This window comes from Staphylococcus sp. NWU MKU2 (assembly GCF_033283605.1).
Taxonomy (GTDB): Bacteria; Bacillota; Bacilli; order Staphylococcales; family Staphylococcaceae; genus Staphylococcus; species Staphylococcus haemolyticus.
Window position 1 is genome coordinate 38,627 of sequence record NZ_JAVSMH010000003.1, and the last position, 14,288, is coordinate 52,914.

General features: G+C 33.5%; 15 protein-coding genes. 6 read left to right on the forward strand and 9 right to left on the reverse strand.

The window, feature by feature from the left end; all coding sequences use genetic code 11:
• Window positions 1-201 precede the first annotated feature (201 nt).
• From SBL15_RS06200 to cidR, 4 genes are all read right to left on the reverse strand, one after another.
• Entirely contained in the window at window positions 202-1,941 is a 1,740-nt protein-coding gene (locus SBL15_RS06200; protein WP_037538548.1) for a pyruvate oxidase, read from the reverse strand.
• A gap of 50 nt (window positions 1,942-1,991) precedes the next feature.
• Entirely contained in the window at window positions 1,992-2,678 is a 687-nt protein-coding gene (locus SBL15_RS06205) for an LrgB family protein (RefSeq protein ID WP_107637516.1), read from the reverse strand.
• A gap of 1 nt (window position 2,679) precedes the next feature.
• Window positions 2,680-3,066, reverse strand: a complete 387-nt coding sequence (locus SBL15_RS06210; RefSeq protein ID WP_107611624.1) for a CidA/LrgA family protein — start codon at window positions 3,064-3,066, stop codon at window positions 2,680-2,682.
• 292 nt (window positions 3,067-3,358) lie between these two features.
• A complete protein-coding gene (gene cidR, locus SBL15_RS06215) occupies window positions 3,359-4,243 on the reverse strand; it encodes a cidABC operon transcriptional activator CidR (RefSeq protein ID WP_317955471.1) in 885 nt (294 codons plus the stop codon).
• Between the two features lie 192 nt (window positions 4,244-4,435).
• Here cidR and SBL15_RS06220 point away from each other — a divergent pair, with 192 nt between their 5' ends.
• Window positions 4,436-4,651: a sterile alpha motif-like domain-containing protein gene (locus SBL15_RS06220; protein ID WP_107637515.1), complete on the forward strand. Its 216-nt coding sequence runs from the start codon at window positions 4,436-4,438 to the stop codon at window positions 4,649-4,651.
• A gap of 532 nt (window positions 4,652-5,183) precedes the next feature.
• On the forward strand, window positions 5,184-5,618 hold the full coding sequence (locus SBL15_RS06225; protein ID WP_107611620.1) for a CHAP domain-containing protein: 435 nt from the start codon (window positions 5,184-5,186) through the stop codon (window positions 5,616-5,618).
• A gap of 95 nt (window positions 5,619-5,713) precedes the next feature.
• Here SBL15_RS06225 and SBL15_RS06230 read toward each other — a convergent pair whose 3' ends face one another.
• Window positions 5,714-6,991 (reverse strand): hydroxymethylglutaryl-CoA reductase, degradative, encoded by a 1,278-nt coding sequence (locus SBL15_RS06230; protein WP_107637514.1) that lies wholly within the window; start codon window positions 6,989-6,991, stop codon window positions 5,714-5,716.
• Window positions 6,992-6,995: 4 nt separating this feature from the next.
• Entirely contained in the window at window positions 6,996-8,147 is a 1,152-nt protein-coding gene (locus SBL15_RS06235) for a thiolase family protein (protein ID WP_053016095.1), read from the reverse strand.
• A 294-nt stretch (window positions 8,148-8,441) separates the two neighbouring features.
• Here SBL15_RS06235 and SBL15_RS06240 point away from each other — a divergent pair, with 294 nt between their 5' ends.
• Window positions 8,442-9,608, forward strand: coding sequence for a hydroxymethylglutaryl-CoA synthase (locus SBL15_RS06240; RefSeq protein ID WP_107611618.1), 1,167 nt, complete (start codon window positions 8,442-8,444; stop codon window positions 9,606-9,608).
• A gap of 89 nt (window positions 9,609-9,697) precedes the next feature.
• Here the strand turns inward: SBL15_RS06240 and SBL15_RS06245 are convergent, their stop codons facing one another.
• The gene (locus SBL15_RS06245) at window positions 9,698-10,219 is read right to left on the reverse strand and encodes a methylated-DNA--[protein]-cysteine S-methyltransferase (protein ID WP_107611617.1); all 522 of its coding nucleotides are present in this window, start codon (window positions 10,217-10,219) and stop codon (window positions 9,698-9,700) included.
• A 90-nt stretch (window positions 10,220-10,309) separates the two neighbouring features.
• Between SBL15_RS06245 and SBL15_RS06250 the strand changes: the two genes are divergently transcribed.
• Window positions 10,310-10,627, forward strand: coding sequence for a YrhK family protein (locus SBL15_RS06250; RefSeq protein WP_107611616.1), 318 nt, complete (start codon window positions 10,310-10,312; stop codon window positions 10,625-10,627).
• A gap of 56 nt (window positions 10,628-10,683) precedes the next feature.
• Here the strand turns inward: SBL15_RS06250 and SBL15_RS06255 are convergent, their stop codons facing one another.
• Entirely contained in the window at window positions 10,684-11,634 is a 951-nt protein-coding gene (locus tag SBL15_RS06255) for a CorA metal ion transporter family protein (protein WP_107611615.1), read from the reverse strand.
• Window positions 11,635-11,810: 176 nt separating this feature from the next.
• Entirely contained in the window at window positions 11,811-12,281 is a 471-nt protein-coding gene (locus tag SBL15_RS06260; protein WP_011274829.1) for a hypothetical protein, read from the reverse strand.
• Between the two features lie 320 nt (window positions 12,282-12,601).
• Here SBL15_RS06260 and SBL15_RS06265 point away from each other — a divergent pair, with 320 nt between their 5' ends.
• Both SBL15_RS06265 and SBL15_RS06270 read left to right on the forward strand, forming a co-directional pair.
• Window positions 12,602-13,150: a TetR/AcrR family transcriptional regulator gene (locus tag SBL15_RS06265; RefSeq protein WP_053016090.1), complete on the forward strand. Its 549-nt coding sequence runs from the start codon at window positions 12,602-12,604 to the stop codon at window positions 13,148-13,150.
• Between the two features lie 112 nt (window positions 13,151-13,262).
• Entirely contained in the window at window positions 13,263-13,709 is a 447-nt protein-coding gene (locus tag SBL15_RS06270) for a VOC family protein (RefSeq protein ID WP_107611613.1), read from the forward strand.
• Window positions 13,710-14,288: the final 579 nt, after the last annotated feature.

A 14,288-nucleotide genomic window follows, 5' to 3' on the forward strand; every position in this document is an offset into this window, starting at 1 on the left:
TTAATTAAGGCTATTAAATGCCCTAATCTCATTGATTGCTTATGCCTAATTTAATAGTAACACGCAGTTCTTTTTTCAATTAATTTATATTATATACATTTGATAAAACGTTTTCAATACTTTTTTATAAAAATTGTTGCCGACAAAATCAAAAGTTTGCCGACAACATTTATCAAGCGCTATTAGCGATTGAAGTATCTATTATAAGAAACGTTTAGCAGCGACAGAAATTGGTGGGATTTCGTCGAAGTCTAATTTTTTATCTTCAGTGATTGATCTGTAAGCCCATTTACCATAGTTGATTGCTTCTTCATTAACAATTTTACCTGGTAATGGTGCAGCATTTGGATCAACATGTACATCAACGATTGTTGGTACATTTTCATTTAACGCTGCTTCTACTACTTCATCGATACGGCTAGGATCTTTTAATACATAACCTTTACCGCCTGCAGCTTCAGCGAATTTAGCATGGTCCATATCAGAGAAATCAATGGCATATTCTAATTCACCTGCAGCTTGTTGTTCATATTTAATAAATGATAATTGTTTGTTATTCATAACAAAGATTGTCATTGGTAAGTCATATTGAACAGCAGTTGCAAAGTCTTGCATTACCATTTGGAATGCACCGTCACCGCTAATTGAGATAGCTTGACGTTTAGGGAAAGCGATTTTAGAAGCAATTGCTCCTGGAAGTCCGCAACCCATTGTACCTAACCAAGAAGATATAATAAATTTATTATTTACTGATAAGTTTAGGTAACGTGTTGACCAAACTGTAGATGTACCTACATCGATTGAGAATACAGCGTCATCGTCACTATATTTACTAATTGATTTCATTAAACGTTCTGGGCGGATTGGTGTGCTTTCTTGATTCATGTCTTGTTCCATCCATTTATCCCAAACAGCTTTACGTTCTAATGTTTTTTCTAAGAATGGGCGTTGTGGTACGTGTTTGATAACATCAGTTAATTGATGGAAAGCAAGTTTAGCGTCACCAACGATACCAACATTGACACTGAAACGATGTCCAATTACATCTGGGTTTGTATCAATTTGAATTGCTTTAATATTTTTCTTAGGTAGGTAGTCAACGTAAGGGTAGTTAGTACCTGCCATGATTAATAAATCGGCATCTTGAATTGTTTGGTAAGATGTTTTGGTACCGATTTTACCTAAGTTACCGATGCTATATGGGTGATCATCAGGAATGATTGTTTTAGCTGGTAACGTATGAATTACTGGAATTTTAGCCGCTTCTACAAATTCACGTAATTCATCTTTAGCATTTTGTGCACCTACACCAATAATCATTACTGGTTTTTTACTTTTATCGATTAATTTTGCAGCTTTTTTAATGCTACGTAATGTTGGAGTTGGTGCTTTTGGTTTAGTAGTGTCTATAGCACGATGAGTTGTGTCTTTAATTTTTTGAGTTAATAAGTCATTAGGACATACAACTACTGCTACACCACGTTTTTCGTATGCTGTACGAATAGCTTCGTTAACAATTTCAAATACGTTATCACCTTTTTGAATTTGGTGATTATATACAGATACATCTGAAACCATATCAGTTATGTTTGTTTCTTGGAACGCTTTTGTACCTAATAAAGTACTATTTGTTTGACCTGCTAAAATTAATTGAGGTACGCGATCCATTTTTGCATCATACATACCATTTAATAAGTGAACGATACCAGGACCACCAATACTTAATGCTACCCCAATTTTACCTGTCATTTTAGTGTATGAAGCTGCAGCTAAACTTGCTACTTCTTCATGACGTACATGATAGAATTTAAATGAGTCTCTAACAGTACGTAAACTATCTACTACTGCGTCAATTGAATCCCCTGGAATACCATATAAGTGATCAATATCCCATGCTTCTAACGCTTTAACTAATGCTTCGTTTGCTTTTATCTTCGCCATTATTACAATAGCTCCTTTCTCTTTTTAAACGAGTACAATATATATTTCCTTTAGTAGAATAAAATAATCATAATTGGAATAAGTATTGAACTAATTACAGCAGTTAATATCATTCCAATTGAACTGAATGCACCAGATTCAATATCGTGTTCTAATGCTTTTGCGGTACCGAAAGCGTGTGATGCATTCCCATATGTTAACCCTCTGGCAATAGAGGTCTTAAAATTACCTACTTTCAATAACATTGATCCCATCATACTACCTATTAAACCTGTAGTTATAATGAATAATACTGTAATCGTATCAGTACCACCTAATTCCTGTGATACTTCGATACCTACAGCAGCTGTTATTGAACGTGGTAATATTGTTACTATCGTCTCCTCGTCGTAACTCAATAAGTTTAACGAGGTAAACACTAACACAAAATTAAGTATTACGCCAACCATCACGCTTGAAAAGATAATACTTAAATTCTCAATAATTTTATGTCGATTCTTATATAGTGGGTAAGCTAAACATACAACAGTGGCATTCAATAAATGATTGATCCATTTACCACCTGTCATATAATCATGATAGTTTTGATGTGTTAACAATAATACAATAATGACACCAACCGAACCTACTAACGCTGGGTTCAAAAATGGATTATCATATTTTTGTTGAAGCTTTTTTGCAGCAAAATACATAACGACGGTCAACAATATCATTAAGATAGCTTGAATGAATGTCATACTAATGATGACCTCTCTTAACGTTAGGTTGTTTAACCATCTTTTCAGCGATGTAACCAGAAGCTAGTGCAACGCAACTTGTACCTACAATAATTAATAAGAAGAAAATGATATAACTCTTCGTAATATCAGAAACAACATCCATTATTCCTACTACAGAAGGTATAAAGAAAAACACCATTGTAGCTAATAGAAATTCTGCGCCGTCAGATATCCAATTCATACTTATCACTTTCAGTTCAAGTAAAATGTACAACAATATCATGCCTACGATACTTCCAGCTAGTGGTATATGCAATAATGTTTGCAATAAACTACCTAAGTAACTAATGACTATGATAATGGCAATTTGTATGATAACTTTTGAAATAAATAATACTTTTTTCAAGATGACTGACCTCCCACTAAAATATGTCGAAATTGTTACAGTGAAATTTAAACCTATATTCATCATTCTAATTCAACCTAAGAAAATAGAAAAATATCCATTTTAAATACCACCTATAGTTTTTTTCTATGTAATCGCTTTAATATCTATACGTATTGGTGTAGTTGAATGTCGATGACAATATTATTATGTCCATAATGGCTTTACGATAAAAAAATAGAGAAGCGTTTCGTTTAAACGCTTCTCTATTTTTATTTATCTATTTATTGTGTTTGTTGTTATGAAGTATCATTTAGTCATATTTTAATCTCTTGCTCATAAATTCTATCCATTTAGAGGTAGCATGACTTAATAGTTTATCCTTTTTCCAAATTGCACCTAATTCCCAACTCATGCCAGTATCCTCAATCTTAATACTTCTGATGTTGTCTTTGAGCATGTTAGCGATGTGCTCTGGTAAGATACTTACACCTAAACGTGCCAGCAACAGATACTCAATAAAGTTCCATTGCGAGACATTTGAAACCGTATTTGGGAGAAAACCTGCATTTTTAGCTGCGGCAATAATTTTATCATTAAGGTAAAAGTCTTCGTTAAACAATATAAAATCTTCATTCTTAAGTTCTGCCATTGTAACAGATTCACGTGATGCAAGGTCATGTTCTTTACTTACAACTAATCTCAAATCTTCACTATATAATGGTAAATAGTCAAAGACGTTCTCATCTATTGGAATAGTTGTAATTCCAATATCAATTTGATCATTGATAAGTCGCGTTTCAATAGATTTACCGCCACTTTCATTTAAATTATACGTAATGTTTGGATAGAGCTTGTGAAACTCACCTAGTATATAGATAAATTGTTGCATGTCCATTACTGCAGACATACCTATATTGATATGACCTGTTTCTAATCCTAATAGTCCATTAATTTCGAAAGGAATATTATCATATAACGCTATGATTTCCTCACACTTTTTATAAAATATTTTACCCGCATCAGTGAGTACGAGGTAACGCTTTTGACGATCAAATAATGTCATTTTCAATTCATTTTCTATATCTTTAATTGCTTTACTAATCGTCGGTTGCGCTATGTATAGAGATTTCGAAGCATTTGTCATACCACCTTGATTAACTACTTCCATAAAATATTTCATATGTTTGATGTCCAAATGCTCACCCACTTTGTTCATTATTGTAATTTCATTATACACGAAATATTTTTGAGAAAATAAAAATATGTAAAGTTAAACTAAATGTTTCCGAGAACAAGTCTAATTCAAATTCAATGTCAGACCCTATATGTTTCATTTTAAAAAAATGTTATAATCACATAGGCTCAAATTGATTGAAGAGGTGAGGCATTGAGCTTTTACGAATTTATGCAAAATTTTGTTGGTGATGACACACCATTAGGTGAATTGGTAAATTGGATTAATCAAGATAGCAATTTCCCTAAAGAAGTGAAGAGACAAGTAGAAGTATTGTCATATTTTCGAAATAATCCATGTCCAGAAAACATACCCGTGACTATCGTTAAAAGAGCATTGGCTGTTTTTAACCAATTCACAAATGTATGATTTCTAACTTGTTATTATACATCATGGACGTATCATCTCACCAAGCGCCTTTATGGCGCTTTTTTTTGGGAGTGGACAGAATTCTATTTGAATTCGTTGCCCCAGCTTGCATTGCTTGTAGAATTTCTTAGTGAAATTCTTTTTGCTGGGGCCCCGCACCCCCGCAAAGATGACTAGAGCTGAGAATAGCTGATTAGCACATCTTCTCAGTTCAGTCAGCTACTGCGAATATAATAGTTGAATTTAATATATTATTTTTATTTCTAAGCGCCTTTATGGTGCTTTTTTTATAGGATAAACTTAAAAAATTTCACATTTAAATTAAGTAATGCTTTGAACTTTAAGACATTACCGTGCTACTATCTTAAATTGTGTAAAATTACTTTAATGTAAAATAAGTTACAAATTACGCTGTTATATTTCATATATATTACAGTTACTTGTATAATTCGTTTCTTATATTGTATTAGACCTTTTTAACGAATATGATTAATACAGTTTTTAATTCTTTTATATTTTGAGGGGAACAAAAATGAAATTTAAAAAATTATTTTTACGTCTTTTACTCGCTACTGGAATCATGTTCGCAGGAACTTTTACATATCAAAACATTGAACACACGCACGTATCTGAAGCCGCTTCATATAACTACTATACGAAAGGTCAATGTACTTGGTGGGCATACCAACGTCGTGCTCAACTAGGTAAACCTGTATCAAATCGTTGGGGAAATGCAAAGAACTGGTATTACAATGCAAAACGCTCTGGTTATAGAACTGGTCACACGCCTAAACGCTACGCAGTAATGCAATCTACTGCAGGCTATTATGGCCACGTTGCTGTAGTTGAACGTGTATATAGTAACGGTAGTATTAAAGTTTCTGAATACAATTACAATAGACCGAACGCATACGGAACTCGCTACTTAAGTAAATGGTCTGCACGTAATTTTAATTACATCTACTAAAATAAATATTGACATATAAATAAAAGCCACTATTTATGAATCAAGGTCTTGATTTAAGAACCTTACTCGTAATTAGTGGCTTTTTCTATATATTGTTATTGTTGTCGTAAATCTTTTAAAATTTGTTGAGCCGTAGCAGTATTAGCCTTAGGCGCAGTTTTCAATGCTTCGGCAACACGAGCAATCTCATCACCTTGAGCACCTACTACGATTGCTAATGATTTGTATTGTAAACTCATATGACCTTTTTGAATACCTTCAGAAACTAAGGCTCTACATGCTGAAAAGTTCTGTGACAATCCAACAGCAGCAACAACCTGACCTAATTCTTGTGCTGATTGAACATTTAATAATTCAAGTGATGCTTTCGCAATTGGCAATACCTTAGTACCGCCACCGACGATTGCTAATGTCATCGGTACTTCTATTGTTCCGACTAAGCGACCACGTTCTTTATCAAACTTCCAAGTCGCAATACCTCTATATTGTCCATCACGACTGGCATATGCATGTGCACTTGCTTCTGCTCCGCGTGTATCATTACCAGTTGCTAATACTACGGCGTGAATGCCATTCATAACACCTTTATTGTGTGTTGCAGCACGATGTATATCGACTTGTGCTAGTACAGAAGCACGCTCCATGCGTTGTGCTACTTCTTCACCAGAACGATCACCTTTATTTAAATCTTTGATATCAATTTCACCTTGAACTCGTACTACTGAGGCTGTGGCATGGTTAGACAAAATGCTCATAAGCACATCACGATCTGGAAACTCATTCTTCATATGTGCAGTTATAGCTTCCAAGATTGTATTGAGCATATTGGCGCCCATTGCATCTTTAGTATCTACAAATACTTTTAAAGACAATAGTTGATTCTCTGGGAACGTATCAATTTCAATACGTCTGTAACCACCGCCACGTTCTATAATTGATGGGTAAGCTTCAGCTGCAATCTGTTCAATTTGTGGTTCTAAATCGTAAATTGCTTGTGCTAAGGCATCGGTATCACTTACGTCATCAAATACAATTTGACCAATCATTAGTCGTTCACTCTTAATAGTTTTAAAACCACCTGTATTATTGACTAACTTAGCGCCATAACTTGCAGCAGCTACTACAGAAGGTTCTTCAACCATCATCGGTACAACATATTCTTTATCATCGACAATGATTTTAGGTAATAAACCTACAGGCAATGTACCTTGACCAATTACATTCTCAATTAAACTATTTGCAACTTCTTCATTAATTAATGGATTTTTTAGTAAAACATCGTAGCTTTCATCAGTTAACCATCCATAATCAACAAGTTGTTTTAATTTATCTTCACGAGATAAATGTCGAAATGTCTTATCTAAACTCTTCATAACATTATTCCCCTTTATCAATCATTAGAGCGATACCTAGTCCTCCACCAATACATGCTGTAGCAATACCCGTACGTTTATTTTCTTGTTCAAGTGCGTTCACTAAAGTAGTGACTAATCTAGCACCACTGGCACCAATTGGGTGTCCTAGTGCAATAGCACCGCCATAGATATTTAATTTTTCATCCGGAATATGCAAATTGTCTTTGACAGGTATACTTTGTGCAGCAAATGCTTCAGTCATTTCTACAATATCAATATCATCGATTTTGCTATCCGTTTTATCAAGTAGCTTCTCAACAGCATAGAATGGTGCATAGCCCATATATTGAGGATCACAACCTACTTCTGCATAATCTCCAACGATTCCTAAAATGTCGTAACCATGCGCTTTAGCATATGATTCCTCCATTAAAATGAGTGCAGATGAACCATCATTAATACTTGAAGCATTACCACCAGTTACTGTTCCATCTTCTTTGAAAATTGTCTTTAATGTCGCAAGCTTCTCAACACTACTATTTGGACGAACACCTTCATCAGAAGTCATTTGTTCCCCTTCTGCGTCAGTCATACCGATGATTTCATTATTAAATTTACCATCTTGCGTCGCTTTAGCTGCTTTAGCTTGTGAATGATTTGCGAACTCATCTTGCATTTCACGCGTGATGTCATATTTTTCAGCTATGTTCTCAGCTGTTACACCCATTGGTACATAATGAAAGGCATCTGTTAAACCATCATGCATAAAACTTTCCACTGGTTCTTGACCTTCTTTTAAGATTAATTGTGGGGCATTTGTCATACTTTCAACTCCACCCACTGCAACAACATCCGCTTCACCTAATTGAATTAACTGTTTTCCTAATATAATTGCTTTAAGACCTGATCCACATACCTCATTAATTGTCATAGCTGGTGTTGTATCAGGTACACCCGCTTTAATCGCAATTTGACGTGCTGGGTTTTGTCCTACACCACTTTGTAGCACGTTACCAAAGATAACTTGTTGAATTATATTAGGGTCAATATTTGCTGAATCGATTGCACCTTTCAAAGCTGTCGTTCCCAATTCAACTGCAGAATAATTTCTTAATTTACCTTTATATCTACCGATTGGCGTTCTTTTAGCACTAACTATAGCAATTTTTTTCATTCTTTATCTCCTTATATGTAGTTTATATATAAATTGTAATTTAGTTATTTAATTTGGTAAAATAACTATTAATATGATTATTAATAATAGCCGATAGAAGTTATCTCACACTCAATGTTATACCATGCAGTTTCACATATTTTATTATATTACTATATTAAACGACATGCGTTATTGCATTTAACTTTCCGTATGAAGACGCTTTCTATTAGTGAGCATTTTAAATGAAATTGTCTCAAAAAGCTACTATTAATATGACTTATAAAATTAGAATAACGAAAGGATGTAGTGCCCGTGAGTATAGGAATCGATAAAATTAACTTTTACGTACCTAAATACTATGTAGACATGGCTAAGCTTGCAGAAGCTCGCCAAGTTGATCCAAATAAATTTTTAATTGGGATTGGTCAAACCCAAATGGCAGTAAGTCCAGTATCACAAGATATTGTATCTATGGGGGCTAATGCTGCTAAAGATATTATAACAGATGATGATAAAAAACATATTGGAATGGTCATTGTAGCAACTGAATCTGCAATCGATAATGCAAAAGCTGCTGCAGTACAAATTCACAATTTACTAGGTATTCAGCCATTCGCACGCTGCTTCGAAATGAAAGAAGCTTGCTATGCTGCAACACCTGCAATTCAATTAGCTAAAGACTACATTGAGAAACGACCTAATGAAAAGGTACTTGTTATCGCAAGTGATACAGCTCGTTACGGTATTCAATCTGGTGGCGAACCGACACAAGGTGCTGGTGCCGTAGCTATGTTGATTTCAAATAATCCAAGTATCTTAGAATTGAATGATGATGCCGTTGCATATACTGAAGATGTGTATGACTTCTGGAGACCAACTGGACATAAATATCCATTAGTTGCCGGTGCGTTATCTAAAGATGCATATATTAAATCATTCCAAGAAAGTTGGAACGAATATGCTCGACGTGAAGGTAAAACATTATCTGACTTTGAGTCATTATGTTTCCACGTACCTTTCACTAAAATGGGTAAAAAAGCTTTAGACTCAATTATCAATGATGCCGATGAAACGACGCAAGAACGTTTAACATCTGGATATGAAGATGCAGTATATTATAATCGTTATGTAGGTAATATTTATACTGGCTCTTTATATCTAAGTTTAATTTCATTATTAGAGAATAGATCGCTTAAGGGTGGTCAAACTATTGGATTGTTTAGCTATGGATCTGGTTCTGTAGGAGAATTCTTTAGTGCTACGTTAGTCGAAGGCTATGAAAAACAACTAGATATTGAACGACATAAAGCTTTATTGAATGAACGTCAAGAAGTTTCAGTTGAAGACTATGAAAGTTTCTTCAAGCGATTCGATGATTTAGAATTCGACCACGCTACTGAACAAACAGATGACGATAAGTCTATTTACTACTTAGAAAATATTCAGGAGGATATTCGTCAATATCATATTCCTCAATAACGTTAACATTAAATAAGAGGCATTCGAAATAAGAGCAATTTAGGCTCTTGTCTCGAACGCCTCTTTATTTTTGGGTAAATATAAAGGTGTTATGGTTTAGTTGAATTTTTAGGTCTATACAATTTAGTCATATCTACTTTCTCAAGCTCAAGTAATTTAATTTTATGATTAATCGTGCCACCATATCCTGTTAAACTTCCATCTTTTCCAACCACGCGATGACATGGAATAATAATAGAAATCGGATTGCTACCTACTGCACCACCTACTGCTTGTGCAGACATATTCGGCTTATTACGCTCTTCACCTACGCGTTTCGCTAGATCACCATACGTTTTTAATTGTCCATATTCTATTTCTTGTAGCTTTCGCCACACACTTTTTTGAAAATCAGTGCCTTCCGGTTTAAGTGAAAAATCAATTTGCGGACGATTTCCTGAGAAATATTCATTTAACCACTCAACCACTTTTTTAAAAATATCTAAATCAGGATTAGTTGGATGAGTATCCGTTGTGTCGTTATATTTATAGAGTACATGTGTAAGTGACTCACCATCACTAATGAGTTCTAAATTTTGTACGGGAGATTCGTAAAGCATTGAATAAGACATCATACCACTCCTTTCTGACCATTATGAAGAAGTTTCATATCAAAGTACAACGGGAAGTATGTTATTACTTAAAATAATGGAGGTGTTAAAATGGCTGGTTTAAATAAAGATGATGTTGATTTACATTTTAATACCAATCAATTTAATGAAGATGATCATGCGAAGCAAATCTCATTCTTCTACAAAGCCCTATACCAAATCAACGATATCGTACTGGGCATTATATTTTTAATAGGTAGTTTTCTATTCTTTAGTGACCAAACAATGATTGCCGGCACGATACTATTTGTGATTGGAAGTATTCAAATGACAGCACGACCTGTGATTTCTTTTGTCCATGACATGAAACTGTCTAAATATTACAAACGCAAATATAAACGGCTCCTAGATGAAGAGAATCAACATTAATAGGTATAAGCGTATGAATCTAGCACTTGTAGAATCATACGCTTATTTTGTTTGTGTTAGAACCAGTCCTTCTTTTTGAAAAGAGTAATGAGCGACACAACAACCACTAATGAAATAGCAATAAAGACGAAATAACTATAATGCCAATCAAGTTCTGGCATATAAGAGAAGTTCATGCCATACCAACCTGTTAAAAATGATAGCGGAAAGAATATAGACGAAATAATGGTTAAGACATTCATCACACCGTTAATTCTATTAGAACGGTAAGACTCATTATTATCTTTAATATCATCTGTGATGTGCTCACATGCCATCAACGTATCTGTTTGTCTTAATATTCTACTATGAATATGTTTAATCAATAGTTGATATTCGTGTGATACGTCTAATGGTGATTCATCTATTATTTCATTTAGGAGTTGTTCCATAGGAATGAGCACACGTTTCAGTTTAATAATTTCAGAACGAATATTATATACATCATCCATTAATTTACGGTTATTGACTTTATCTACATTTTGATCCTCAAAAGAGAAAACAGTGTCTTCAACATGATCCACATATTTAAAATATTGATGTGTAATCTTATCAACCATGATAGTTGTTAGTTCAATCGCAGTTATAGCTTTAGGTGACTTATTGAATGACGTAATGATATCTAATAATACATCCATAGGATATTTATGGACCGTGATTATCCAATTACCCTTAACAGTAATACTCAGTGGTTCTGCTGAGAAATTATTATGGCTAATCGCATGCAATATTAAATATAAATGCTGTTTCTGTGGGTGATAACTAACTTTAGGTCTCGTAACTGTAAATACAGATTCCTCAATGTGGTGTCTAGCAATATTGAATCGTTGAGTAAGTAATGCTTGATCGTTTTTTGTCGGATTCTCAAAATCAATCCACACAAGTTTGGCATCCTCAGGAATAGCTGAAAATGTACATGCAGTATGGAAGTGATCTGCTTGGTCTTGAAAATGGACACGAATTGCCATAGTATCTCCTACTTTAGATAAGTTTTACTCATCAATACCACTCTTCAGAAAATGAAAACAAAAAGGTTAGGACTATCATGTGGAATAGGAAAGAATTCAATATTCATTCAAAGTCCTAGCCCCTCAATCGTCCTAACCTCTTATAACAATTCATTTATACTTATCAATTGATGTCATTAGTTTTGGTTAAAATTATATAATTCATAACCTTTATCTTTAGCATACTCAATTGCTAAGATTTCTAAAACATTAATGAACGCTGGTTCATCTTTAACATTGACATATTGGAATTTCAAATTATAATCTTCAGCTGTAATTGATTTAATATCCTCTTCATTGACACCTTTTTTCTGTGCTAAACCTTTTTTAAATTTGGTAGTGCCGACACCTGATTTTAAATTATATTGACCTAATTTATTGAATAAGTCTTTTGTAATAAGTTGGTAACCAGTAGAATAGCCACCTGTTTGACCAACGAAGATAGGCGTCTTTTTATCGAAGATAACATATACGCCAAATTTATCTTGAACTTTCTCACGATCTTCTTTGCTAAATGTTAATGCATTATCTTTATCATATTTGAATAATTTTTTAAGTTGCTTCTTATTATCTTCTTTAATTTGATCTAATTGTTTAGTGCCTTTCATAATTAAAATCCTCCCATATAGAATAAATTTATAAATTTAGACTTGGAAAATAGAATAAATTCATAAAAATTACAATTTTATTTTTAATAGTTAAACAATGTTTCTATTTGGATATAATATACCCTTTCAAAACGCTTTAAAACGCTATGTCAAAATCATTACACAATACATTTCAAATTTTTAATCAGTTTATTTTTTATACGTAATTTACATTTTTAATGTAAATGCATGTTTATTTATGTATTTATATAATCTATAATTAAATATTATGTTTCACCAAATTTATTAGATTCTTCTATCTATGTTAGGGGAGAACAATTTTGAATGATAAAGACTTACGGGTAATTAAAACTAAAAAGGCATTAACTGATAGCTTATATTCATTGCTTGAACAAGAGATGTTTACAACATTAACGGTTAATAAAATTTGTAAGCATGCTAGTGTTCATCGCACTACTTTTTATAAACATTTTTACGATAAATATGAATTGCTTAAATACCTATTAAAATTAACACACGATGACTACTTTGCAACTGATATTAAAGAACGTTTGAATAATCCTTTTCAAACTTTAGCTAATTCCTTCAATAAAGAAGAGATATCTCGAATTGAACTCAAGCAATATAACGATAAAGAGTTTGAAGATGTTCGCAATAATTATTTAATTGAAATAATGCAAAAGGATTTCAAAACCAACATGCATCGTATTACTGTTGATAATGTAGTACCGAAAAGCCTAGTATTCTATGTGTTCGGTTCGGTACTAAATGCATTTATCGATTGGAAAAAGAATGAAAATGTCGAGATTAAACCTAAGCAAATGGACCAAATCTTTCATAAACTTATCAATGTCAAAGCACATGATTAATTAGAATACTCATTCTATTTTATTCAAAGTTTCACGACCGTATATTAATCGCTATTTACATCTATTCATTATATAATGGACTGGGTTACAAACTAACTAAAGGGGTTTTATCATGACTGAATTATTTCCATATTTAGCATTTGAAAAAGCAAAATATGCAATAGCATATTACGAAGAAGTATTTGGCGCTACAAACGTCAAAAGATTAGAAGTGAGCGAAGAACAAGCGGAACAATTTGGCATGACAAAAGAACAGGCTGCAGAAGCTACAATGCACGCTGAATTTGAAGTGTTAGGTGTTAAAATTTTATGCTCTGATTCATTCGGACGTGTAGAGAACATCAATAATGGAATTTCATTACTTATTGATTTCGATGTTAACAATCAAGACGATTCAGATAAAGTTCAACAATTTTACGATAAAATTAAAGATTATGACTCAATAGACATTGAAATGCCACTCAAAGAACAATTCTGGGGTGGAAAAATGGGCGCCTTTACAGATAAATATGGCGTACGTTGGATGTTACATGGTCAAGACTATACACAACTTAATTAATAATCACATTGATTTTATTAAACTACTAATCAAAGATGTTATGACATCCTATTCATAGATTAGTTAGAAGGGAGTGGGACAGAATTCTTTTTAAATTCGTCGTCCCACCCCCGCAAGGATGACTAGAACTGAAAAAAGCTTGATTTAAGCGCATTTTCAGTTCAGTCAGCTACTGCGAATTTGCAAAATAGCATCATCATATTATTTATGTCCCAGGCTCTTTTTTTATATAACATTAAAGTCATACTCATTTAAGAAAGTAGCGTTGATATAGATAATAAATAGAGTTTGGGAATGAAGCTCAGCAAAGAGATGTTAAATAAGAAAATCTTCAAGCTAAGCAAGCTGGGGAAAAGGAACTTAAGTGTTCAAACATTTACGTAAGTAGTTCTAAGATAGTTAGCGTAGCATAGTTATGAGACTCCTAGTGGAACCATTATTAGATGAACCTAAGTGCTATGTCACTTAGGTAAGGCGCTCTAAGATAGAATACGAAACATAGTTGCGAAGACTCCTAGGGGAGCAGTGCCAGTCGAAGACTACAGGCTGAGACGGCACCCCAGGAACGCGAAGCAACTT

What these genes read in the sequence shown, in the direction of transcription:
- SBL15_RS06200 (WP_037538548.1), bottom strand. Translation starts at nt 1,941, where the DNA reads ATGGCGAAGATAAAAGCAAACGAAGCATTAGTTAAAGCGTTAGAAGCA.
- SBL15_RS06205 (WP_107637516.1), bottom strand. Translation starts at nt 2,678, where the DNA reads ATGACATTCATTCAAGCTATCTTAATGATATTGTTGACCGTCGTTATG.
- SBL15_RS06225 (WP_107611620.1), top strand. Translation starts at nt 5,184, where the DNA reads ATGAAATTTAAAAAATTATTTTTACGTCTTTTACTCGCTACTGGAATC.
- SBL15_RS06230 (WP_107637514.1), bottom strand. Translation starts at nt 6,991, where the DNA reads ATGAAGAGTTTAGATAAGACATTTCGACATTTATCTCGTGAAGATAAA.
- SBL15_RS06235 (WP_053016095.1), bottom strand. Translation starts at nt 8,147, where the DNA reads ATGAAAAAAATTGCTATAGTTAGTGCTAAAAGAACGCCAATCGGTAGA.
- SBL15_RS06245 (WP_107611617.1), bottom strand. Translation starts at nt 10,219, where the DNA reads ATGTCTTATTCAATGCTTTACGAATCTCCCGTACAAAATTTAGAACTC.
- SBL15_RS06250 (WP_107611616.1), top strand. Translation starts at nt 10,310, where the DNA reads ATGGCTGGTTTAAATAAAGATGATGTTGATTTACATTTTAATACCAAT.
- SBL15_RS06255 (WP_107611615.1), bottom strand. Translation starts at nt 11,634, where the DNA reads ATGGCAATTCGTGTCCATTTTCAAGACCAAGCAGATCACTTCCATACT.
- SBL15_RS06260 (WP_011274829.1), bottom strand. Translation starts at nt 12,281, where the DNA reads ATGAAAGGCACTAAACAATTAGATCAAATTAAAGAAGATAATAAGAAG.
- SBL15_RS06270 (WP_107611613.1), top strand. Translation starts at nt 13,263, where the DNA reads ATGACTGAATTATTTCCATATTTAGCATTTGAAAAAGCAAAATATGCA.